Here is a 20,550-nt window from a genome sequence, read left to right on the forward strand (position 1 = left end):
AATCCGTAATTTTCTATACTGCATTAGAACGGTTATGGCACACATCTATCTTGAACTACGCATACCAGAGAGATTTGCTTTTCAAAAAATGATATTCGTGTCACTCTTGTTGGAATGTCCTCTGGGACGAGGGCAAGGAAGTTTACTCTAATACAGGATGCAAGATGCGTATGTTTCAGTTTCTCATGTTACTTTTTATTTCTTCAACAACGTTGGCCAATGTAGTTGAAGACAATCAAATTTCTAAAATCACTAAGGACATGAGTTTCGGTGGTTTCTTAGACACCTACTATGCTTATGACTTCAATCAACCGAAAGATCACGAAAGACAATTCACAACTCAACCTGTTCGTCATAATGAATTCAACATTAACCTTGCTTACGTTGAAGCAATCTTGAAGAAAGAAAAATCACGTGGTCGTCTTGCCCTTCAATACGGTAACTCCGTTACGAAGAATTATTCGAGCGAACCTACTCAAGGTGCTACTTCAGGTCCGAATGATTCAAAGATTTTCCAAGAAGCTTATGTCGGTACAAAGATCGGAGAAAGAACCTGGATCGACATGGGTATTTTTCTAGGGAACATCGGGGCGGAGTCTTGGATCTCAAAAGATAACTGGATTTACACTCGTGCCCTTTCTCTCGATTACGTTCCTTATTATTCTTCAGGAGCGAGACTTGAGCACTTCATCGATAACAACCAAAGCTTCCAGCTTCAGCTACTAAACGGCTGGCAAACAATCTCAGAAAACAATCAAGGGAAAGCGATCGGGATGCAGTATAAGAATGCTGTTACTCCGGCCTTCACCTTCACTTACAATAACTTCTTCGGTGATGAAGAAGTCGTAAGCCAGAGTTCTCGTTTCCGCGCTTACCACAATTTCATTTTCCAGTGGCTTCAATCAGATGCCTGGCAGTACATCTATACTTTTGATATTGGTCACCAATCTCAGCAAGAAAATGATGGCGTCGATGCCTGGTTTACAACAGCATTTACAGTGAGACACCCGCTTGATCAGAAACGCACGGTTGCCATGAGAGCAGAATACTACGCTGATCCACATCAGGCCAACGTAGTGACGAGTACTCCAAACGGCTTCCGCGTAACTTCTCTTGCAACAGGTTATGATCAAAAACTAGATGAAAACACCATGTGGAGAACAGAGCTTCGTGGCTTCTATTCCCATGATAGAATCTATCCGCAAGGCTCGGCCGGCAAAAACCGCCTTGAAGGATTTCTTGTGACTTCTTTATCGATGTGGTTTTAAAAGTCTAACTTAGTTACCATTCGGGGCGAAAGGATTGTAGTGAGTTTCAACTCCTCAAGACTTTCCCCCGCTAAAACTGCTACTCCCCCCTTCTCTAATTCAATTCTAATCTCACAGTTTTTATTCAAGAGATAATTCATAGACTGAGAAAGCAAAGGCTCATGTCCCACAAAACAATACACACCATCTGTATCAAGGTCATTGATTGAGTTTTTGAATTCCTTGGGTGTCGAGAATGGATCCAGGGTGGTCAGAATTTCGTATTCACTCTTGTGGTTTTCCGAATAAACGATGTTCGCCGTCTGAACGGCACGAAACAAGGGACTGGTATAGATCACGTCAATTTTACGAAAAATAAAGTGAAGAGAGTGAACCATCTCCTTTACTTCCTGGGCCCCGTCCTTTGTTAGGCGACGCTTAAAATCATCCATCTCAGTTTGATTTTTCTTTTTATCTTCTGCAGTACCATGTCTTACAAAAATGAGTTTCATAAATAACGACCTGAAGTTGTTCTTGCCTCTAACATGGCAGGCATTGGTTTCTTTTCTTTTCCAGCGTGAAAGACCTGGCCCAAGGTGGCCTCCACGAACTCTAACACTAATGCAATAGAGCGTTCTACACTGGCCGCATCACCAATTTGAGGATTAAGTTCCACCAAATCCATGCTCTTTAAACGTCCGGTTTCTGCAAGAACACCACCCATCAAAAAGAGCTCTTCTAGCTTCGGTCCATAGGGAACTTTAGTGCCAGTTGAGTCAATGTCCATTTGATCAAAGACGTCCACGTCAAAACTTAGGTGAATGGGGCAAATACCAAAAGGATCTGCCTTATGGAGCGCCATCTCAATGACTTCTTTAGCACCTAAACGATTGATGTCTTCAGATGAGTAGTACTGAATGTTATGACGAGCGATGATGTCTTTTTCTCCTTCATCGAGATCTCGTGGACCGAAGAAGATAAGTTTATTCGGAAGTAGCTTGCGACGGATCCAACCAAAGTGAGGGTGCTGAGACAGACCCAATAAAAACGCTAAAGGCATTCCGTGAAAGTTCCCACTGGGAGAAGTTTCCGGAGTGTTAATGTCTCCATGAGCATCGGCCCAAACCACCACACTTTCCGGATGATGTGAAAGAAGACCATGGATTGTTCCTAGACCCAATCCATGGTCTCCACCGACGTTAAGGAGAAAACTTTTCGACAAGTCTTCCTCTTCTAAACGATCACTAATGGCCTTTGTTCCGAGACCAGCACCAAGAGAATGCTTAATGTATTTATCTTTCTTGGCCTCGACTAATTTGAAAGGAAAAATGATGTCGCCCAGATCTTCAGTCTTCACAATATTCTGAAGACGAGGAATAAGATTGGCCTCTCTTAGAACATGGGGAGCGAGCCTTACACCAATGTGGTCCTGACCAAAATCAAAAGGGATACCGATAACTTTAATATCTTTCATAAGTGGTCCGAATCATATCCTGGGTGGTTTTTGCCAAGTAAAAGCGATCATCCCCCTTCACTTCAGGAAGGCGAATGACGTGAGCATAAATTTCTTTTTGCATACAGAGGCGAAAAAGATGATCCGGGAAAGTCATCTTTCCATACCATGGCACCGCTTCACTTCCTGCTCCTGAATAAGAAAGAGTTAAAGGAAGCACCGGAATATTCGCTTCAACTGCGAGTTGGAAGAAGGTCGATTTAAACGGAAGCACCTGACAACCATCTGAACTTGTTCCTTCCGGAAACAGAAAGATGTTGTGGCCATTTCTTAACTTCTCAGAGATGTCGTTTAATTCATTTTGCTTAGTATGTTCTGTGCGTTTAATTTTTCTTCTTTCGACAAAGAAACAACCGGCAAGATTCGTTAACTGACCCAACAAGAAAGTCTCTCGAATTTCAACTGAGGTAATAAAAAGCGATGGGTAAAATGCCGAGAGGATCAAAACGTCAAGGTAAGAGAGATGATTGGCCACGATGAGCCTTTGTTTTACTTCGCCTCTTGTACCATCTAGGGAGACCTTGACGTTCAGGATCAATAATCCAAGCTGAGCAAAGAAAGGAATGCTCTTAAGGTAAACCTTCAAACGCTTCTTTTCGTTTGTAATAAAGAAGGCCATTAGTGAATGAACCACTAAGAAAGACATGATCACAAGAAAGAAGGCAAGAAAACGGAACAGACCAATGAACACATAAAGTGGATTTGTTAGTTCTTTTTTCTCAATGCTTTCTGAAATCAAGCAAACCTCCGTTCAAAAGATGCCGGGAGTTCATTCATATCCATCAATGTGAACATGTCCAGGCAATCCATTTCAGCATCATAGGCCAAGGTGCGACCTAATTTTGCTCCAGCAAGAAGGTACATGTGCATGAGCGAGCCCATGGCCTTCCCACCAGACTTCTCTGCATTTACTGGAAGACTGAATTTCAACTTGTACTTCGCCTGAACTCCCACTTCAAAGTTTGCAATGAAACTGTTTTGTTTTTCGAGTTGTTCCATCATTTCCGCCACACTACCAAAGTCCTTTCGGTTAATGCTTGAGCACCCGAACATATAACGAGTGCCGGATTTTTTGGCGTATTCAATCAGACCTTTCCATAGAAGCGAAATCACCGCGCCTTTACGATAGTCTTTGTGAACGCAGGCCCTGCCTAGTTCCAGCTTATGCCCCGGGGCCTTCAAGAGCTCATCAATTTGAAACTCCCCTTCTGAGTAAAAGCGTTTAAAGGAACGATCAGTATTTGTGGACAAGAGTCTATAACATGCCACGACCTTATTCAGGGCCTTGTCCTTCACAATCAAATGGTCACAAACGAAATCGTGCATATCTACGTCATAGGGAAACAAGGAGAATGTCACCTTCTGAGTAGAGAACTCTCTAAAGAACACTTCAAAACGAAGCGCCAACACTTGGGCAAGTTCTTCAGGATGGTTAACGGTCTTCACCTGATAGTAATCGTTCTCAAAATCGATCTGATAGGCCGGACGAAGGATCTTGCCTTCAAGGCTTTTAAGCTTTAGATAGTGAGGTACTCTTCCGATGGTAAACTGGGTGTTAAACCATAATGCGCCGACTTCCATTCACGCCCTTTGTGTAAGTTATTTACTAATATTCTTCCAAGAGAATGGGACTTTTGGCCTGTAAAGATTGTGTCAGGATCATGTGATCAATAAATGAAGATTAAAATAGGGGCAGACTATTGAGTTGCCTCTGGTCTACGATATCTTTTCCTTAAAACTCGATGGCGAAGAAATCCGACTATTCTCTTATCGGTATTCTCATCAACCATGTCTCCCAGAACTTCATCGATGACGTCCTGAAGAGTCAGGATCCCAAGTGGAGCCTCACGTTTTCCAACAATTAAAATCTGAATCTTATTAAGTTTCATCAGACGAAGAGCGCTGAGAATTTTGGCATGAGGTTCAACCAGAGAAATAGGTCTTACAAAACTTAACCAATTGTCCCCTTCTCCAGCGTGTTGGAGTTGAAGAAATTCTTTTAGGTGAAGAAATCCATAGACCTCGCCCTGATCCATAACAGGAAAGCGGGTGCGGCCTTTAGAAAGAATAAATTCATAGACCTCTTCTCCACTTGCCTCACTTGAAAGGAACTCCACGTCCTTCCAGGCGACCATCGCTTTTTCTACGACCTTGGCATCAAGATCAATCAGGTTATGAATATAGATCTTATGTTCATTAAGAAGGCCATTAAGTGAGACTTCACTATCTCCATTAGTTTTCGATTCCACTTTCTCTTTAGGAAGGATGGCATCGACTATAATTGTGGTCATTCGTTCCATGGGTGTCACCAGTACACCCAGAACTTTATCGGCAATTCTAAGGGCGGGAGATAAAAACACACAAATGCCAAAGGAATATCTGATCGCGAGGGACTTTGGAACAAGCTCGCCAATAATGACAGATAAAACCGTCAAAGGAACAACCACTAAAGTGATGGAAAGTGTCTCTGCCAGCTTCTCCTTGATCCCGAACGTATTCATTAACCAAGGAGTAAGCGATTCCTCAGCATTTGCACCACTCACCGCCGCTGAAATCATACCAACTAAAGTAATCCCTATCTGAACCACAGAAAGAATTCTTTCCGGGGACTCTTGCATGTCCAATAAAAAAGAGGCCCTCCGATTACCACCGAGGGCCTCTTTTCTAAGTTTTCGCTTATCAACTGTTACAAAGGCCATTTCTGCACAGGCCAGGACCGCGTTTAATCCAAGACAAAGGATAACAATAAAAAGTGTTAGTCCCACGGCTCCGTACTCTTCGGTGAAATACCCATGTTGTCGTCATCAAAACCTTTTTCAAAGGATTGCTCGAGCGCTTCCAAGATTCGGGCCGATGTTTCTAAAAGGTTTTTCATATTATGAGTTTCAGTGATCTCTGCTTCTGACCAACAATCTTCTTTAAGTGTCGATAGAGAGTTTTTGATGGCAAGAATGCGATGGCGCATGCTCCACTCGAATCTTTCTTCTGGCTCAAAGCTGTAACCAGCATAATCATTTTGATGTTCCATAGTCTCTCCTTAGATGATGGCTATATTATCAAAACAAACCTAAAGACGTTCTTGAGTTCTTCTTTCTCTTTTTGTCATGTATAGATGGCCATGAGAATTTCTGCTTGTTTAATGCTGCTTTTCTTTTTAATGTCTTGCTCCACACCTAAGGTCACATATAAGGAATCACTGCCTAAAAAAGAAATGAAGTATTGTTTCTTTGGTGACTCGGGAAATGAAAGCTCGGCCCAACTTGCTGTAGCGAAGGCGCTAAAAGGGGAAAATTGCGACCGCATTTTTGTTTTAGGTGATGTGATTTATCAGGATGGAATTAAAAACCAAAACGATCCAGAGTTACAAAAAAAGTTTATCAATATCTATAATGACCTCAATACTCCCTTCACACTCGTGATGGGAAATCATGATTATGAAGGTTCCATAAAGGCCTGGAAAAAAGTTTCAGAGAAATATTCATGGATCTTTTACCCAAACAATTATTTTTTGCAAAAGATCAATGATGTTTGCTTTATAGGACTGGATTCAAATCTCTATAATAGACCATGGCACGTTACTTCCGCTTTTAAACAAATGAGGTGGATCAATTCAATCAGTAAGGACCTCGCTCAATGCCGTTACCGAATTGCTCTGGCCCATCACCCTTATGTGAGCCTTACTCGACCGGCAGAAGGTTTCTTAAAACACTTCTATGAAGAAAAGGTCGTGGGGAAAGTAAATTTACTCATTACAGGTCACGACCATGTACTTCAGGATTTGGGACAAAAAGATGGAACACGATTCTTGATCTCAGGCGCAGGTGGGCAGCATGAAGATTTGGCCGGCTACCTCATTATCAAAATTAGCGACCAACTCTCCTATCAATTTAAAGAAGTTAAGGAATAAGAATCGTACTACCTTTGGTGCGTCTTGATTCTAGTTCTTTGTGGGCCTCTTGAATTTGTTCTAAAGGAAACTTCTGACCGATTTGAATTTTGATAATTCCTCGACTTACGAGATCAAAAAGTTCATTGGAAGCGGCCACTAGTTTTTCCCTGGTCGAGATATGAGTCGCCAGTATGGGTCGAGTCACATACAAAGAGCCTTTCTGCGCAAGTATCCCTAAGTTCACGCCAGTGACAGCACCTGAAGCATTTCCAAAACTCACCATCAGTCCCCTGGGTGCAAGACAATCAAGAGATGTTTCCCAGGTACTTTTTCCAACTGAATCATAGACCACTTTTACTTTTTGATTATGGGTCAGCTCTAGCACTCTCTGCTTCACATCTTCAGTGGTGTAATTGATGAAATGAGTCGCTCCCATTTCTAAAGCAAGTTTGCCTTTCTCCTCCGAGCTGACGGTTCCAATGAGATTTACTCCCAAATGGCGGGCCCATTGACAAGCAATCAGCCCTACCCCTCCGGCGGCAGCATGAAATAAAATAGTATCGCCTTGTTTTAAATCATAGGTCTGACGAAAGAGGTATTGAACAGTGAGACCCTTAAGCATCATGGCGGCACCTTCTTCGTAAGAAATACTTGAAGGAAGTTTCACCAACCAATGACTAGCGAGCGTTCGGTATTTTGAATAGGCACCAATTGGACTATGAGGATAGGCCACACGGTCACCAACTTTAAACTCAGTGACGTCTTCACCTACTTCCAAAACTTCTCCAGCGCCTTCAAAACCCAAACCTGAAGGAAGTTCTGTCTGATAAAGACCCGTACGATAATAGGTATCGATAAAGTTCAACCCAACTGCATAATTCTGTATAAGGACTTCGCCTTTCCCCGGAGAAGGCACGTTTAACTTTTCAATTTTTAGAACTTCCGTTCCACCAGTTTGATGAAATCGTACGGCCAAGGTTTCTTTCATAAATTTAAATTCCCAAATGAGTAAGAGGCCATCGCAACATCAAAGGCCTGATCCAAAAAAATTCTCTTTCCTACATCGTTCCTGGCCGCACCCGCAACTACCATCAGAGGAATAAGATGGTCCTCACGTGGATGGGCCAGACGAGCACCCGGTGCCTCAGTCCAATGCAGGAGATGCTCTTTTCTCGCAAGAGGCTCACTCGTAATGGCCCCGGTTAGCCAGCTCTCAAACATTTCTGAAGTCGGGCCTCCACCATGAAAAAATGCTCTTAGATTATGATAGGAAAGTCCACTTCCAATGATAAGAATTCCTTCTTCGCGTAGAGGGGCCAGAAGTTCACCCACTTTATAATGCTCGGCCGGATCAAGGTTCACTTTAAGTGACAACTGCCCGATAGGAATGTCGGCTTTCGGATACATCAGATACATGGGTACAAAAGTTCCGTGATCGAACCCTTGAAAGGGATCTTCGTTCACATGAATTCCCGCAGGAGCAAGTAGGGCCTTCACTCGAGTAGCAAGTTCAGGAGCTCCAGGGGCAGGATATTTAATTTGATAAGTGTGAGGAGGAAATCCAGAGTAATCATAAATCATGGGAGGCTCGGCAGAGGTCGCAACTGTAAACTGGTGCTCTTCCCAATGTCCCGATATGGATAGAATGGCCTTTGGTTTCAACACCTCCCCGATTCGTTTCAACCACTGTTCTGTGATTCGAAATTCTCGTCGCATATCTTCAATCCAAGGCCAGGGTCCTCCACCATGAGAAATGAATAGCACAGGTAGTTTTTCCATATAACCTTCCTTATTGGATACATCTTAGCCTACTGACTTGATTTGAGAAGATTCGTAGTTTCACGAAATGGTATAGGTCTTGCTCGAAATTTACTAATGGTGACCATGAGGTCGCAGACTAATTATGGAGGATTAATATGAAAAAACTCAATCTTGGAGTGATCCTAGCGCTAACTGCGGCATTAACAAGCTGTAGTATGTTCAAGTCTAGCTCACCAAGCCAATCGGGTTCGGGCACACCTAAGAGCGCCCAGGTTCAAACAGAACAGAAAAATAAAGAGGTCTATGATAAGGCCAATAGCTTAACGAACGGATGGCCACAAGCATCTATTACGGCCGCAAGAGAAATGGTTGAGAAACACGGCGATCCACAAGAAGTCACATCAGAAGAGTTGATTTGGAGGAATGTTGCCCCATTCAAGAAGATTGTGGTCCACAAAACTGTCTACAATCATAAGTTTCCTCTAATGCACCAAAATGCTCTAGAGCATGTTGTGGATTATCGAGCACCAGTTTCAAAAATTGATGATATCTGGAGATACAACGGTTCAGTAGTGCTAGACCGTACGAAAGGTGAAATGTCATCGTTCTCAAATACTGAGGCCGGAAACATTCTCGCTCTTAACCTGGCCCACGATATTATGACAGGTAAGCGTGGTGCAGATAATGCACGCGTGACATATGGTAAAGAAACGCTGAACTACCTTAATGGTAATAAAACTGCCATGACTCAAGTTCTAACTTTCGGTGGCCAATACGAAACTGCTGATGCTGGTGAATCTGTAACAAACAAAATTCGCTGGCAGGGTCTAGAGCCTGCTCGTCGCTCACCTGCGGCGCCACAGACTTCGACTCTCCGTCAGGCAGAAGAAGAAAGACCTAAGACAAAACGCTAGTCTCTTTAAAGGGCCGCCTGAGGGTGGCCTTTTTTTTTATCTTATTGGGTTAAGCGACCAAAATACATTCCACCCAAGTAACCTACGGCCAGGATGCAAAAGGTATTCACGAACACAGACAAGATTGAATGAGAAACGACCAGGTGAAAGAGGACAAACGGAACAATAAAAGAAGAAAGTAGATAGAGAGTGATGAAATACTTATTGTAATTCATTTTCAGAGTGGCACCACAAGAACATTTAAACTCTCGTTTAAAGAGATCACTCCATTTGAAAACATATTCGCTTTGGCACTGAGGACAGTGTTTATTCATAATAATACTGTCAAATCGTTTGGTTATTTTTGAAAGTCAATTTTTGTTGAACCATAATCTATCGCTCCAAAATTGAGGCGGAATGGATGACCTCATAAGATCATTTTCCGCCCCTATGATTTAAATTTTAAGCGGCCTCTTTCACCAGCACAACATCATTTTCAGAAACAAAACAATTCTTGATATCAATCAAAAGCACAAGAGCATCTTCAAGCTTTCCAATGGCCCTTACGAAACCACCGTTCTCTGTCTCATGCAAAGTACTGTCGATTTGACTGTCAGTCAAATCGGTGACTGTGTTAACGGAATCTACGATGAGACCCATTCTGCGAGAATCGCTTTCTACCACGATGATGCATGTGTCTTTAGTAAATTGAGTCTCTTCGACGCCTAGACGAATTCTCAGATCCATAATCGGAATGATATGGTCCCTCAAATTGATGACTCCCACCATATAAGGTGGCACATCCGGAAGGGCCGAAACTGGCTGCATGTGCTTAATCTCTCTCACCGAACGAATTTCAAGGCCGTACACATTCTGCTTTATTTTGAACGTGAGGTATTGTCCTGCTTTCATTAGAATCCCTCCGCTTTACCAACTGATGGAGCATCGTCATCCATTGGGAAGAAATCATCTTTAGCTTTCTTAGTGTGGATACTTGAGACTACCTTAAGCTTAGGTGACGATTTAGTTCTTGAAGGCGCCTTGGCAACGACTGTTTCGGCGTCTGAGCTCTTACCTTCAATGAACTTCTTCATGTCAAATACCAGTTCAGATAAGCAGTCTGCCTGAGAAGACATCTCCGCCGCAGATGAGGCCACTTCTTCAGAAGATGAAGCGTTACTTTGGATGGCCTGATCAAGATGATTCATTGCTTTCGAAATTTGTTCAATACCGCTTGCTTGCTCTTGAGAAGCAGCAGCAATTTCTGAGTTAAGATCGGCCACTTTCTTCACTGAATTTAAGATGTCCTTCAATGATGTTCCTGATGTGTCAGCAATATCCACACCCTCTTCCGTCTTCTCAACGTTTTCTTTGATAAGAGTATTGATGTCTTTGGCAGCAGAAGCTGAACGCTGAGCGAGGTTTCTTACTGCATCCGCTACGACCGCAAAACCTTTACCTTGTTCACCTGCACGAGCGGCCTCTACAGCAGCGTTAAGGGCCAGAAGATTCGTTTGGAAGGCAATATCATCAATCACATTGATGATCTCTTCGATCTTCTTAGATGATTTTGACATGTCACCCATGGCAGTAATTAAACGAGAAATATCTCTTTCACCTTGTTCGGCCGAAGTCAGTGACTTTTGAGAAAGAGAGTTTGCTTCTTTGGCGTGATCAGAGTTTAGCTTCACCATCGAAGAAAGCTCTTCAAGTGAGGACACTGTTTCTTCCAATGAGGCCGCTGATTCTGTGGCCCCTTGAGAAAGTTGTGAAGAAGCTGAAGTTAATTGCTGACTGGCAGAAGCAGTCTGAGTTGAGGAACTCAAAATGTTTTCAGCAATTTTTGAAATGGTATTACTTATGGTTGTAGAAAAATAAAGACCTACCCCAATGGCAAACACCACACCTGCAACTGAAATCACCAGACTCAGAAGGCTTGCAGTATTGTAAGCGGTCGTTGCAATTTTCGCGCGCTCCTTTGAGACATTCGACTGGAAGGCCATTAAGTCCTCAAAAGATTTTCGGATATCACCTCTAAGATGTCTTAGATTCTGATTGAGAAAATTTCGTAATTCATCATCGTTTGATTTCGTGGTTCGGATTTCGTCGAGCTTTTTAAAATATTTATCTGTGGCCTCTTCATATTTTGTCCACGAAGACCAGACCTTATCATAAAGAGCCTCTTCTCCCGGCTCAAAAGGAGTTGATCGATATTCTTTGTCGAGTCGAGCAAAGCGAGAAGACTGCTCTTTATAGTCACCAAGAATTTGATCATAAATAGACTGGTTCGCATGAACATTTATCAGCCCACGAAACAACTGTCGATTTGCTTCCTGGCCAGCATCGTTAAGCTCACTTACCTTTTGAATGTTGTCGACTAAGATGTCTGAGATGTAGCTGTACTCTCTTTGAACCTTATTCATCGAAAAGTATCCAACACCGGCCACCACAACTACGAAGAGAGAAACGAAGGTAAAAGCAAATAGCAATTTACCCTTCAAACTTGAATTTCCAAACATACACTGCCACCCCTTAAAGCGAAGACTTTTAATTAGGTCAGCTGTATCGGAATTATACGTAGGGTTCCGTAGAACTACTTACAAATAAATTTTCATTGGTCTAAGTCCTCTGGACCCGTTCAAAATTTCACTGAGATATAAACCGGCCCTTAATAAACAAATGTTTGAATGGGCCTTTTAGGCGGGAAAGACTAACTTACTTAGGGTTGTCTGTTACGAGCATCGTAATTCTTCCCGATGAAACAAGCTTCCCATTTTGATTTGTGATGTTCACGTCCCAGATATGGGTCGTTCTACCTAAGTGAATAGGCTCACTTTTGGCCGTGAGAACATCACCCGGACGAGCGATTGATAGATGATTAGCACTCACTTGGATGCCAAAAGAATTTTGTTTCTTCGAATCAATCAATAAGTATGAACTGAAGCTACCAATGGTCTCAATCAAAACCAGGGAGACTCCCCCGTTCATGATATTTCCAGGTCGAAGGTGACGATGATCGACAGTCAAAGTTCCAGTAACGGACTTGTCTTCGATTTTTACCATCGAGATTCCCAATGCCCCTGAGAGTTGATTTTCTGTTGCCATTTTATTCATTGTTTCTAAATCCATAATATCCACCTTTGAGACTCGATTATAGAAGACGCTCAAGGCCTTGTCTAATTTGCTGCTTCGTTATGTAATTCTCCCAATCAAAAAGGAGCTTCTATGAAATTCGTTTTATCACTCACGCTATTACTAAGTACTCAGGTTGTACTTGCTGCTGGATTTACTCTTAAAACATCTTCGTTTGATGCCAAAAAACCTCTACCTATGAAGCAAGTCTTCAATGGTTTTGGTTGCACAGGAGAGAACATTTCACCTGCCCTTGAATGGTCTGGTGCTCCGAAAGATACAAAAAGTTTTGCCATCACAGTTTATGATCCGGATGCACCTACAGGTAGCGGTTGGTGGCATTGGACCGTGGTAAATATTCCGGCCACTGTCACAAAAATTGAGGAAGGAGCGTCTAATAACAAGAAGCTTCCAGAAGGTTCTATTGAAGGCAGAACTGATTATGGGAAGCCAGGTTTCGGTGGTGCTTGCCCTCCTCCAGGAGATAAACCTCACCGTTATATTTTCACTGTTTACGCACTTAAAACAGACAAGCTTGACGTAAATGCAGAGTCTTCAGGAGCTCTAGTTGGATTTAACTTAAATGCCAACTCTCTTGGTAAAGCGACCTTCACAGTTAAGTACGGTCGATAAACTTTTCTGCCTGCGATGTCTAAGCTATGATCTGAAAAGAGGATCTATATGCAGAATCTAAGCTTAGACATCAAAGGCATGACTTGTGCCTCTTGTGTTAACCGAATTGAAAAGGCCCTGAAGAAAAATTCCGGCGTCATTAATGCTTCCGTTAATCTGGCGACAGAAAAGGCCCAGATTGAATTTGATCAGTCCCAACTAAATCCAGATCAAATTATCGAGATCGTTTCCAAAGTTGGTTACGAAGCAACACTTCCGACCACTAAACCGGTGGATAAGGAAGATGAAATTCAACGAGAGATGTTTAAAGTCATTCTAGCGGCCATGCTCTCTTTCCCTCTAATGCTGCCGATGTTTACGCCAGTTCATTTATCCGCTTGGACTCAATTGATCTTGGCGATTCCGGTTCAGTTTATTCTGGGAGCACGATTCTATATCTCTGGATGGAAAGCAATTAAAGCGATGTCCGGAAACATGGAACTTTTAGTGGCGATTGGAACCAGTGCCGCTTTTGGTTTAAGCCTTTATCTCATGTCGCAGGATCTTTCGAATCACCTCTACTTTGAAAGTGGATCCATCATCATTACTCTTGTTCTTTTCGGTAAGTATCTTGAGGCAAGAGCAAAACAGCAGACCACCAAGGCCATCAGGTCTTTAGAGGCCCTGCAGCCATCGAGGGCGCGGGTTATAAGAAACGGTAGTGAAGTAGAAATCGCTCTTACTGATATCAAGAAAGCAGATGTCGTGATTGTTCGTCCGGGAGAAAGAATTCCCGTGGATGGTAAAGTGCTTAATGGCTCAAGTGAAGTTGATGAATCCCTTATCACAGGTGAAAGTTTACCAGTGGAAAAGAATCTCTCAGATAAAGTCATTAGCGGATCAATTAATGGTCACGGTCTATTGCAAATTGAAGTCACTGCCACCGGTTCAGAAACAATGCTTGCTCGAATCATCCGCATGGTGGAAGACGCTCAAGTGAAAAAGGCACCCATCCAACGACTGGTGGATAAAGTCAGTGCTTATTTTGTTCCCATCGTTTTAGGAATTGCCCTTGTTACAATTCTTGCCACTGGTTTTATTACCGGAGATTGGGAAAAGGCCATCATTCACGGAGTAGCAGTTCTCGTGATTGCTTGTCCGTGTGCCCTTGGACTTGCGACTCCAACCTCTATTATGGTGGGAACGGGTGTAGCAGCGAGTGCGGGTATTCTCATTAAAGACGCTGAGGCCTTAGAAGTTACTCACAAAGTTAATATGGTGGTCTTTGATAAGACCGGGACCCTGACTTCCGGTAAACCATCGGTTGCTCATTTATCAGATGAAAAACTCCTCCCACTCTTAGCGAGCATTCAATCTGGCAGTGAACATCCTCTGGCACATGCGGTTCTAAGTTTTGCTAAAGATAAAAATGTTTCCTTCTCCCCTGCTCGAAATGTCAGAGCAATCGTGGGCCAGGGAGTTGAGGCGACCATTGATGGAGTGACCTACATTCTTGGAAGTAAAAAAATATTGGATGGCAAGAACTCAAGCAACGCCCAAACTCATGAACAAAAAGGCGAAACCGTTTCTTATCTCGCAAAGAAAGATCCTTTTGAAGTTTTAGGTTTCATCACTTTTCACGACACCATTAAGCCAGATGCCCAAAGGGCCATTGATAAACTTCATGCACTTGGAATTAAGTCCATGATGCTTTCGGGAGATAACCAGGGCAGTGCCGAGGCAGTTGCTCGCTCACTGGGAATTGATAAAGTAAAGGCCGAAGTTCTTCCGGGTGATAAAGCAAGTGTCATTCAGGAATTAAAAAAAGAAGGTATGACTGTCGCCATGGTTGGTGATGGCATTAATGATGCTCCAGCATTGGCATCCGCAGATGTGGGAATGGCGATGTCGACTGGAACTGACGTGGCCATGCACACTTCAGGCATTACTCTGATGCGCGGAAATCCTGCGCTCATTGCTGACGCCATTTCGATTTCTCAAAAGACCTATAGCAAGATTCAACAGAACCTCTTCTGGGCGTTTATCTATAATGTTATTGGAATTCCTCTGGCGGCACTAGGTTACCTAAGTCCGATGGTGGCCGGAGCGGCCATGGCATTAAGTTCAGTCAGTGTGGTGACAAACTCTTTACTTTTAAAACGTTGGAAACCAGAATAGTTTCATGCACGAACGTCTGGAACAAAAACAACGAACCCGCAGAAACTTAATTGAAGCGGCCTTAAAGCTCAGTGGTGAGCAAGGCTTCTCTTCCATTAGCTTGCGTGAAGTTGCCAAGGTTGCAGGGATCACTCCTGCCGGCTTCTATCGTCACTTCCATGATATGGAAGAACTTGGTCTGGCCCTGATTGATGAAGTAGGACTTTCACTTCGACATCTCTTACGTGAAGCTCGTCGAAACATTGATAAGGAAGGCAGTGCCGTTCGTTCATCAGTTGAGACCTTCATTGAATACATTACCGAGAACGCGAACCTCTTTCGCCTACTTCAAGGTGAAAGACAAGGCAGCTCACTCGCTTTCAGAAAGGCCCTGTTCGCCGAAATTAACCGTTTCATTGAGGAAGTAACTGAAGATCTTGATCGTGGTTCAAAACTTCTGGATCAACCTCTGATGGATGTAGGTCTCGCGGCCGAGGCGATTGTGGCAGTCGCCTTCACTGTGGGTGCAGAGGCGATTGATTTGCCTAAGCATCGTCGACAGGAACTCATTGAAAGACTTATTAAAGAAGTAAAAATGATTCTTCGAGGTGCCCGCATTCAGGAACGACCTAAAAAGAAAGTCAGTAAGAAAAGTTCCCGCCGTAAATCACAGCGATAAAATGAAAAATACTACCGAGTAAAACGAAGAGATGCCAAATGGCATGAGTGTAGCGGTATTTCTTCGCAAGATAAAATATTGTACCTAGCGTATAAGTCAGTCCTCCCACTAAGAGCCACGTCATTCCTTCAGGTCGAAGAGTTTCCTTCAGTGGGACATAAGCAAAGATAATGATCCAACCCATTCCCACATAGAACAAAGTTGAAAGGACCTTGAAGCGTCCGGTAAAGAAGACCTTGAAGATAATTCCTAAAATTGCAAGCGACCAGATGACCGCAAGCAAGGTGTAACCAAAACTGCCTTTTAAATTCAAAATGAGAAAAGGCGTATAAGTGCCAGCGATTAATAGATAGATGGCCGAGTGGTCAAAGATTTTAAACAGGCTTTTTACTTTTGGAGACGGAAGCGCATGATAAAGAGTTGAAGAAGTATAGAGAAGGATGAGTGAGAATCCGTAAATCAAATAACTAATGATATGCGAGAGGCTACCAAAGTAACTTCCGAGAACACAGAGCACTGATAGGGCTGAAATCCCGAAGATGACCCCAAGTCCGTGAGTAATCGAATTAAATACTTCTTCTTTGAGTGTGTACCCTTTCATGCTTTTGAGTATACACTCGTTTACCGAAAGGGGCAAACCGGTTAACGGCAACTTACCCTTAATTGTGGCTTAATACGCTCGTGGAAAGGTTTCGTCTCAGAACTTCTTTCCTTTAATTTCTTTAACATAGGAATATTTAACTCATACTGAGCGACTACGTGTTTACTGGTTGAATATTCCGAATAAACTTCCTGCTTCACTGTAATATCTTCCTGAGCAGGCAGAAATACCCCAGACTTTCCTTCATTGTGATCAATGAGCTCAACCACCGAGTCCCCTACTAAAAGTGCTGTCACGACAGCCGCTCCTAGCTCAATCGAGCGGGCCGAAGCGCAACGGTTCACTCGTTGACTTCCATTGGTATTGGTTGTTGCAGAAGGAACAAGAACAAGATCAACGCCCTCTTCTTTAAGCTTCACTGAGAGATCGGGCTGCTCGCTATCAAAACAAATCACAACCGCAGTTTTCAGACCTTTGAATTCGAAAACACCCAACTCTTCACCTGGAGTAAAATCCGTCTCCCAAGGAGTAAGATATAACTTGTCTTGAAAGAGCCACTGGCCTTTATGAAGAATGGGTGCTGAGTTAAAAATTTTCCCGTTGCTCTTGCGAGGAGCAGAACCTAAAACAAGCAGAACCTCTTTCTGAGGAAGATGTTTCTTCACATCTGGAAGCAGATCATTGGTAACGTAATCCGCTACCTTCTCAATCTGATCTTTTGGATCAAGGCCCGGGAAATACTTCCCTAGACCCATGATGAAGAACTCAGGATAGAGAATGATCTCGCTGCCACTCAGAACACATTTTTCGATCTCGCCCAAAAGCTTACTTTTCCATTCGAGAATGGAGTCAGGATCGTGGGACAAGGAGTAACTTATGACTGAAATTTTCATAGATCTTTCATCCAAAATTGCATGTTCTTGGTTGTCGGTGAAGATTCATTTCTATCCTGCCACTCATATCGAGTGACAAGCCCTGGTACTTTTTTAAAGCCTTGTGAATGCCAAAATGTATCAAGGGGTTCGTAGTCTTTAGGTCTCAAAGCATGATCGACCGGCCTTTCTACTGCACAAAAAGATAGTCTTTCAATAAAAGGTAGTGAACGAGCATAGGCCTCACGTTCCTGAAAGAATTTCTTCCCAATTCCTTTACCGCGATATTCGTTTAAGAGAACTGATTCTCCAAAGTAGAAGACCTTCGAAGGATCAAAGCCTGCATCCATAAATGGTTTGCGAAAACTTTCCTCTTCTTCCTGGGCCCAAATTCCCGTCGTGGCACCAACGATCATGTCACCGTCCTGAACCAGGAAGATGAAAGAGTGACGTGCTTTGAAGTAAGTTTCGAGGTAATTTTTTTCGTACTCGAGTGTCCCTTCATAGAGATAAGGAAAATCCCAGAATACTTTTAAACGGAGGGCGGCCAGCTCATTTACGAAAGCTCGTGCTTCCTCTCCTGATAGACGAAGATAGTTTAGCATGAGCTGAGTATAGTTGAATTAAGGCTGAAATTCGACTTTTTTAAATGTTCCATCCCAAGACAAAAAGCTAACTCCCGGCGATAGAACCATCTTCTTAAATTCTTTACCGTTAGCAGCAACTTTCGGAGAAACATATGTCGAATCGAAATTGAGATTCACATTGCTGAGCTTGTCAGGCTTCACAGATGAGCGATATCCAAGTTTGAATTTGAAATCATCGCCATCATTAAATGGTTCGCCACGAGAAAGCACGATCGCTTTGCCAGGAATATCTTTGTTTTCATAGATAAGCTCTTTGCCTTGAGCAAGTTCTTCAAATGTGATGGTCTTTGTTACTTCACCATTTTTATTTTTATAAGAAAGTTTCAAGATCTTTGGTTCACCTTTTTCATAGTAAACTGCGATCTTCCCATCCCCGTCCATGTTCACTTTCATATCGAAAATGTTTTTATACATTCCATTTTCAACTTTCTTATAGGCATCAATGAATTGAGAAACTGGACCAGGTTCAGTCTGACAATCCGTAGGATCAAGAGCTAAGGCCCCTGCCGAAGAGAAAAGTGTGACAGCAACAAATATGAGTTTGAAGTTTTTCATGCCTTACTTTTCGACTGCTGACTAAAAAACTTGAACTCACGAGCATGACTGACAAGAGCAATCAGGAAAGCGACTTTTTTCTCCCTTCGGGACACATTGCCTCAGCAGATCACCTATTAATACCGCATTTGGATTGGCCCATTTTTTGAAGATTTAACATGCCAGGGGGTCTCATATGGAAATCAAAAAGAATTTGAGCCATGCGGAAGAAAAGGAGCAAAGTGAGCGTGACTTCTACGATCACAACCTTAGTGACCTTTCTGAACTCAACCGAGTTCTCTTCACCACTATTGAAACCTTAGAAAAGAGTTCAATCCCCTATGCCATTATTGGTGGTGTGGCCGTAAAAAGCCTGGGTAGACCTCGAGTCACTCATGACATTGATCTTTTCGTAAGACCTGACGATGCAGAAAAGGTTCTTGAGGTCCTGGAGGCCAAAGGCTTCACCACTCAAAAGCGAGATCCTTTTTGGCTCTTTAAAGCGTGGCAAGATGAGATTCTGGTGGATGTGATTTTTAAGTCCAGTGGAGATATTTATTTTGATGAAGAAGTACGGGCCCACGTAAGACGCGTTCCATATTTAGGAAGTTACGTGAATGCCATTAGTCCTGAGGATTTTCTTGTCATCAAAGCGGCCGCCCATCAGGAACACAACCCTCATCATTGGCATGATGCCCTCGCTGTACTGAAACAAGGAAATCTCGATTGGGATTATCTCCTAAAGCGTGCCAAGCATGCTCCACGAAGAATTCTCGCCCTTTTGATTTACGGCCAGTCTAATGACATTGCGGTTCCAAATGAAGTCATCCAAAAGCTCTACCGCGGAGTTTTCGAATCACCTGTATATATGCCGGAGTCCATAGTCTATCCATATCGGCACGATCTTGCTCACATGAGTGCCACCTCTGAAGAAGGTACTGAGTCCCCTATATACGTGAAAGGTAAAATTATGGAGGCGCTTACTACAGATGAAAGAATTGCTGAGCATGACGTAAAAGTCGTGGTCTCAGATAAAACCATCGTGGCCAAGGGTGAGGTCTTCACCGAAGAACAAAAAGATGCTGTGAATGAAGTGATTCATGAAATTGCTCCAAGTTACGAATGCAAAAATTTGGTCAACGTCAGAATTCTTCATGCACCCGAAGGAAGTGAGGCGATCAAATGATCAGAATAGCTGCTGCCGGAGATGTTCACTTTGACCGGAAGTCACACAATCGTCTGGCCCAACATTTCACGGGTCTCAATGAAAAGGCCGATGTCTTTCTTCTCGCGGGCGATCTCACACAAACCGGTCATCCGGAAGAGATGAAGGTCCTGGCCGAAGATTTAAAGAAATGTCCCATACCTATCGTGGCAGTCCTTGGAAATCATGACTATCATGTGGACCAGGTCGAAACCGTATTGAGTATTTTAAAAGACGCAGGAGTTACTGTTCTTGAAGGAAACTCTGTCACTCTCAATATCGGCGGTTATACAGTCGGAATTGCCGGGGCCAAGGGATTCGGTGGGGGCTTTGTTGGAGCGTGTGGTTCAGATTTTGGAGAGCCTGAGATGAAGGCCTTCATGAGACATTCAAAAAATCATGCTCGAACCTTAGAGAACACCATTAAGGAAATGGAGACAGATTATAAAATTGTTCTTCTCCACTACTCACCAACGGCCCAAACCTTAGTGGGAGAGAAAAAAGAAATTTACCCATTTCTTGGTTGTTACTATCTTGCTGAGGCCATCGATTACGGGAAGGCCGATATCGCTTTTCATGGTCATGCTCATGGAGGAGTTGAGAAAGGAGAAACTCCAGGTGGAGTTCCGGTGAGAAATGTGGCCCAACCGGTTATCCGTCACGCCTTTAATATCTATACGCTGGAAAAGAACATTGAACTCATCGTTTCTGAGAAGAAACACATGAGTTTCAATCCTGCCATGTCATAAACAACCCTACACTAAAATATTGAGCAATTGTGGAATCTGGAGACTAAAAATCCAGATTCC

General features: G+C 43.1%; 24 protein-coding genes. 8 read left to right on the forward strand and 16 right to left on the reverse strand.

Annotated features, from left to right (window positions below):
* Positions 1-164 precede the first annotated feature (164 nt).
* Positions 165-1,268, forward strand: a complete 1,104-nt coding sequence (locus SOO65_RS15640) for an outer membrane beta-barrel protein (protein ID WP_321392303.1) — start codon at positions 165-167, stop codon at positions 1,266-1,268.
* Here SOO65_RS15640 and sixA read toward each other — a convergent pair.
* From sixA to SOO65_RS15670, 6 genes are all read right to left on the reverse strand, one after another.
* The gene (gene sixA, locus SOO65_RS15645) at positions 1,265-1,759 is read right to left on the reverse strand and encodes a phosphohistidine phosphatase SixA (RefSeq protein WP_321392306.1); all 495 of its coding nucleotides are present in this window, start codon (positions 1,757-1,759) and stop codon (positions 1,265-1,267) included. The genes SOO65_RS15640 and sixA overlap by 4 nt on opposite strands.
* Positions 1,756-2,721: an arginase gene (gene rocF / locus SOO65_RS15650; protein ID WP_321392313.1), complete on the reverse strand. Its 966-nt coding sequence runs from the start codon at positions 2,719-2,721 to the stop codon at positions 1,756-1,758. The genes sixA and rocF overlap by 4 nt, the downstream gene beginning before the upstream one ends.
* The gene (locus tag SOO65_RS15655) at positions 2,708-3,499 is read right to left on the reverse strand and encodes a lysophospholipid acyltransferase family protein (RefSeq protein WP_321392316.1); all 792 of its coding nucleotides are present in this window, start codon (positions 3,497-3,499) and stop codon (positions 2,708-2,710) included. Before SOO65_RS15655 ends, rocF begins: the two co-directional genes overlap by 14 nt.
* Complete coding sequence (locus SOO65_RS15660; RefSeq protein ID WP_321392319.1) at positions 3,496-4,341, reverse strand: GNAT family N-acetyltransferase; 846 nt, start codon at positions 4,339-4,341, stop codon at positions 3,496-3,498. The genes SOO65_RS15655 and SOO65_RS15660 overlap by 4 nt, the downstream gene beginning before the upstream one ends.
* 116 nt (positions 4,342-4,457) lie before the next feature.
* Entirely contained in the window at positions 4,458-5,525 is a 1,068-nt protein-coding gene (locus SOO65_RS15665; protein ID WP_321392322.1) for a hemolysin family protein, read from the reverse strand.
* Positions 5,516-5,788, reverse strand: coding sequence for a hypothetical protein (locus SOO65_RS15670; RefSeq protein ID WP_321392325.1), 273 nt, complete (start codon positions 5,786-5,788; stop codon positions 5,516-5,518). The genes SOO65_RS15665 and SOO65_RS15670 overlap by 10 nt, the downstream gene beginning before the upstream one ends.
* 183 nt (positions 5,789-5,971) lie before the next feature.
* On the opposite strand from SOO65_RS15670, the gene SOO65_RS15675 reads away from it, so the two are divergent.
* Positions 5,972-6,667 (forward strand): metallophosphoesterase family protein, encoded by a 696-nt coding sequence (locus tag SOO65_RS15675; protein WP_321392327.1) that lies wholly within the window; start codon positions 5,972-5,974, stop codon positions 6,665-6,667.
* Here SOO65_RS15675 and SOO65_RS15680 read toward each other — a convergent pair.
* Together SOO65_RS15680 and SOO65_RS15685 are read right to left on the reverse strand one after the other, a co-directional pair.
* Positions 6,657-7,637 (reverse strand): quinone oxidoreductase family protein, encoded by a 981-nt coding sequence (locus tag SOO65_RS15680; protein WP_321392330.1) that lies wholly within the window; start codon positions 7,635-7,637, stop codon positions 6,657-6,659. The two genes, SOO65_RS15675 and SOO65_RS15680, sit on opposite strands and share 11 nt — an antisense overlap.
* Positions 7,634-8,428 carry a DODA-type extradiol aromatic ring-opening family dioxygenase gene (locus SOO65_RS15685; RefSeq protein ID WP_321392333.1) on the reverse strand — a complete coding sequence of 265 codons (795 nt, stop codon included), beginning with the start codon at positions 8,426-8,428 and terminating at the stop codon, positions 7,634-7,636. Before SOO65_RS15685 ends, SOO65_RS15680 begins: the two co-directional genes overlap by 4 nt.
* Positions 8,429-8,565: 137 nt before the next feature.
* Between SOO65_RS15685 and SOO65_RS15690 the strand changes: the two genes are divergently transcribed.
* Entirely contained in the window at positions 8,566-9,324 is a 759-nt protein-coding gene (locus SOO65_RS15690; RefSeq protein ID WP_321392336.1) for a hypothetical protein, read from the forward strand.
* A 41-nt stretch (positions 9,325-9,365) separates the two neighbouring features.
* Here the strand turns inward: SOO65_RS15690 and SOO65_RS15695 are convergent, their stop codons facing one another.
* The 4 genes from SOO65_RS15695 to SOO65_RS15710 all read right to left on the reverse strand — a co-directional run bounded on the left by SOO65_RS15695 (position 9,366) and on the right by SOO65_RS15710 (position 12,432).
* Positions 9,366-9,638, reverse strand: a complete 273-nt coding sequence (locus SOO65_RS15695) for a hypothetical protein (protein WP_321392339.1) — start codon at positions 9,636-9,638, stop codon at positions 9,366-9,368.
* A 127-nt stretch (positions 9,639-9,765) separates the two neighbouring features.
* On the reverse strand, positions 9,766-10,215 hold the full coding sequence (locus SOO65_RS15700) for a chemotaxis protein CheW (RefSeq protein WP_321392342.1): 450 nt from the start codon (positions 10,213-10,215) through the stop codon (positions 9,766-9,768).
* Entirely contained in the window at positions 10,215-11,822 is a 1,608-nt protein-coding gene (locus SOO65_RS15705; protein ID WP_321392347.1) for a HAMP domain-containing methyl-accepting chemotaxis protein, read from the reverse strand. Before SOO65_RS15705 ends, SOO65_RS15700 begins: the two co-directional genes overlap by 1 nt.
* A gap of 196 nt (positions 11,823-12,018) precedes the next feature.
* The gene (locus tag SOO65_RS15710; protein ID WP_321392350.1) at positions 12,019-12,432 is read right to left on the reverse strand and encodes a PaaI family thioesterase; all 414 of its coding nucleotides are present in this window, start codon (positions 12,430-12,432) and stop codon (positions 12,019-12,021) included.
* Between the two features lie 96 nt (positions 12,433-12,528).
* Between SOO65_RS15710 and SOO65_RS15715 the strand changes: the two genes are divergently transcribed.
* Genes SOO65_RS15715 through fabR form a run of 3 tightly spaced genes read left to right on the forward strand, consistent with a single transcriptional unit; the run spans position 12,529 to position 15,883 of the window.
* Positions 12,529-13,068, forward strand: coding sequence for a YbhB/YbcL family Raf kinase inhibitor-like protein (locus tag SOO65_RS15715; protein ID WP_321392353.1), 540 nt, complete (start codon positions 12,529-12,531; stop codon positions 13,066-13,068).
* Between the two features lie 48 nt (positions 13,069-13,116).
* Complete coding sequence (locus tag SOO65_RS15720) at positions 13,117-15,225, forward strand: heavy metal translocating P-type ATPase (RefSeq protein ID WP_321392358.1); 2,109 nt, start codon at positions 13,117-13,119, stop codon at positions 15,223-15,225.
* Between the two features lie 4 nt (positions 15,226-15,229).
* Positions 15,230-15,883 carry an HTH-type transcriptional repressor FabR gene (gene fabR / locus SOO65_RS15725; RefSeq protein ID WP_321392365.1) on the forward strand — a complete coding sequence of 218 codons (654 nt, stop codon included), beginning with the start codon at positions 15,230-15,232 and terminating at the stop codon, positions 15,881-15,883.
* On the opposite strand, the gene trhA is transcribed toward fabR, so the two are convergent.
* The 4 genes from trhA to SOO65_RS15745 are packed head-to-tail and all read right to left on the reverse strand — an operon-like array spanning position 15,846 to position 18,558.
* A complete protein-coding gene (gene trhA / locus SOO65_RS15730) occupies positions 15,846-16,484 on the reverse strand; it encodes a PAQR family membrane homeostasis protein TrhA (protein ID WP_321392373.1) in 639 nt (212 codons plus the stop codon). The two genes, fabR and trhA, sit on opposite strands and share 38 nt — an antisense overlap.
* Before the next feature lie 41 nt (positions 16,485-16,525).
* Positions 16,526-17,377: a nitrilase-related carbon-nitrogen hydrolase gene (locus SOO65_RS15735; RefSeq protein WP_321392377.1), complete on the reverse strand. Its 852-nt coding sequence runs from the start codon at positions 17,375-17,377 to the stop codon at positions 16,526-16,528.
* Entirely contained in the window at positions 17,374-17,961 is a 588-nt protein-coding gene (locus tag SOO65_RS15740; protein ID WP_321392381.1) for a GNAT family N-acetyltransferase, read from the reverse strand. The genes SOO65_RS15735 and SOO65_RS15740 overlap by 4 nt, the downstream gene beginning before the upstream one ends.
* A gap of 18 nt (positions 17,962-17,979) precedes the next feature.
* Positions 17,980-18,558 (reverse strand): hypothetical protein, encoded by a 579-nt coding sequence (locus tag SOO65_RS15745; RefSeq protein WP_321392384.1) that lies wholly within the window; start codon positions 18,556-18,558, stop codon positions 17,980-17,982.
* Positions 18,559-18,733: 175 nt separating this feature from the next.
* On the opposite strand from SOO65_RS15745, the gene SOO65_RS15750 reads away from it, so the two are divergent.
* Positions 18,734-19,723: a nucleotidyltransferase gene (locus tag SOO65_RS15750; protein WP_321392387.1), complete on the forward strand. Its 990-nt coding sequence runs from the start codon at positions 18,734-18,736 to the stop codon at positions 19,721-19,723.
* A complete protein-coding gene (locus SOO65_RS15755) occupies positions 19,720-20,490 on the forward strand; it encodes a metallophosphoesterase family protein (protein WP_321392390.1) in 771 nt (256 codons plus the stop codon). Before SOO65_RS15750 ends, SOO65_RS15755 begins: the two co-directional genes overlap by 4 nt.
* Positions 20,491-20,550: the final 60 nt, after the last annotated feature.

It is taken from the genome of Peredibacter starrii (genome assembly GCF_034259205.1).
Classification (GTDB): domain Bacteria; phylum Bdellovibrionota; class Bacteriovoracia; order Bacteriovoracales; family Bacteriovoracaceae; genus Peredibacter; species Peredibacter starrii.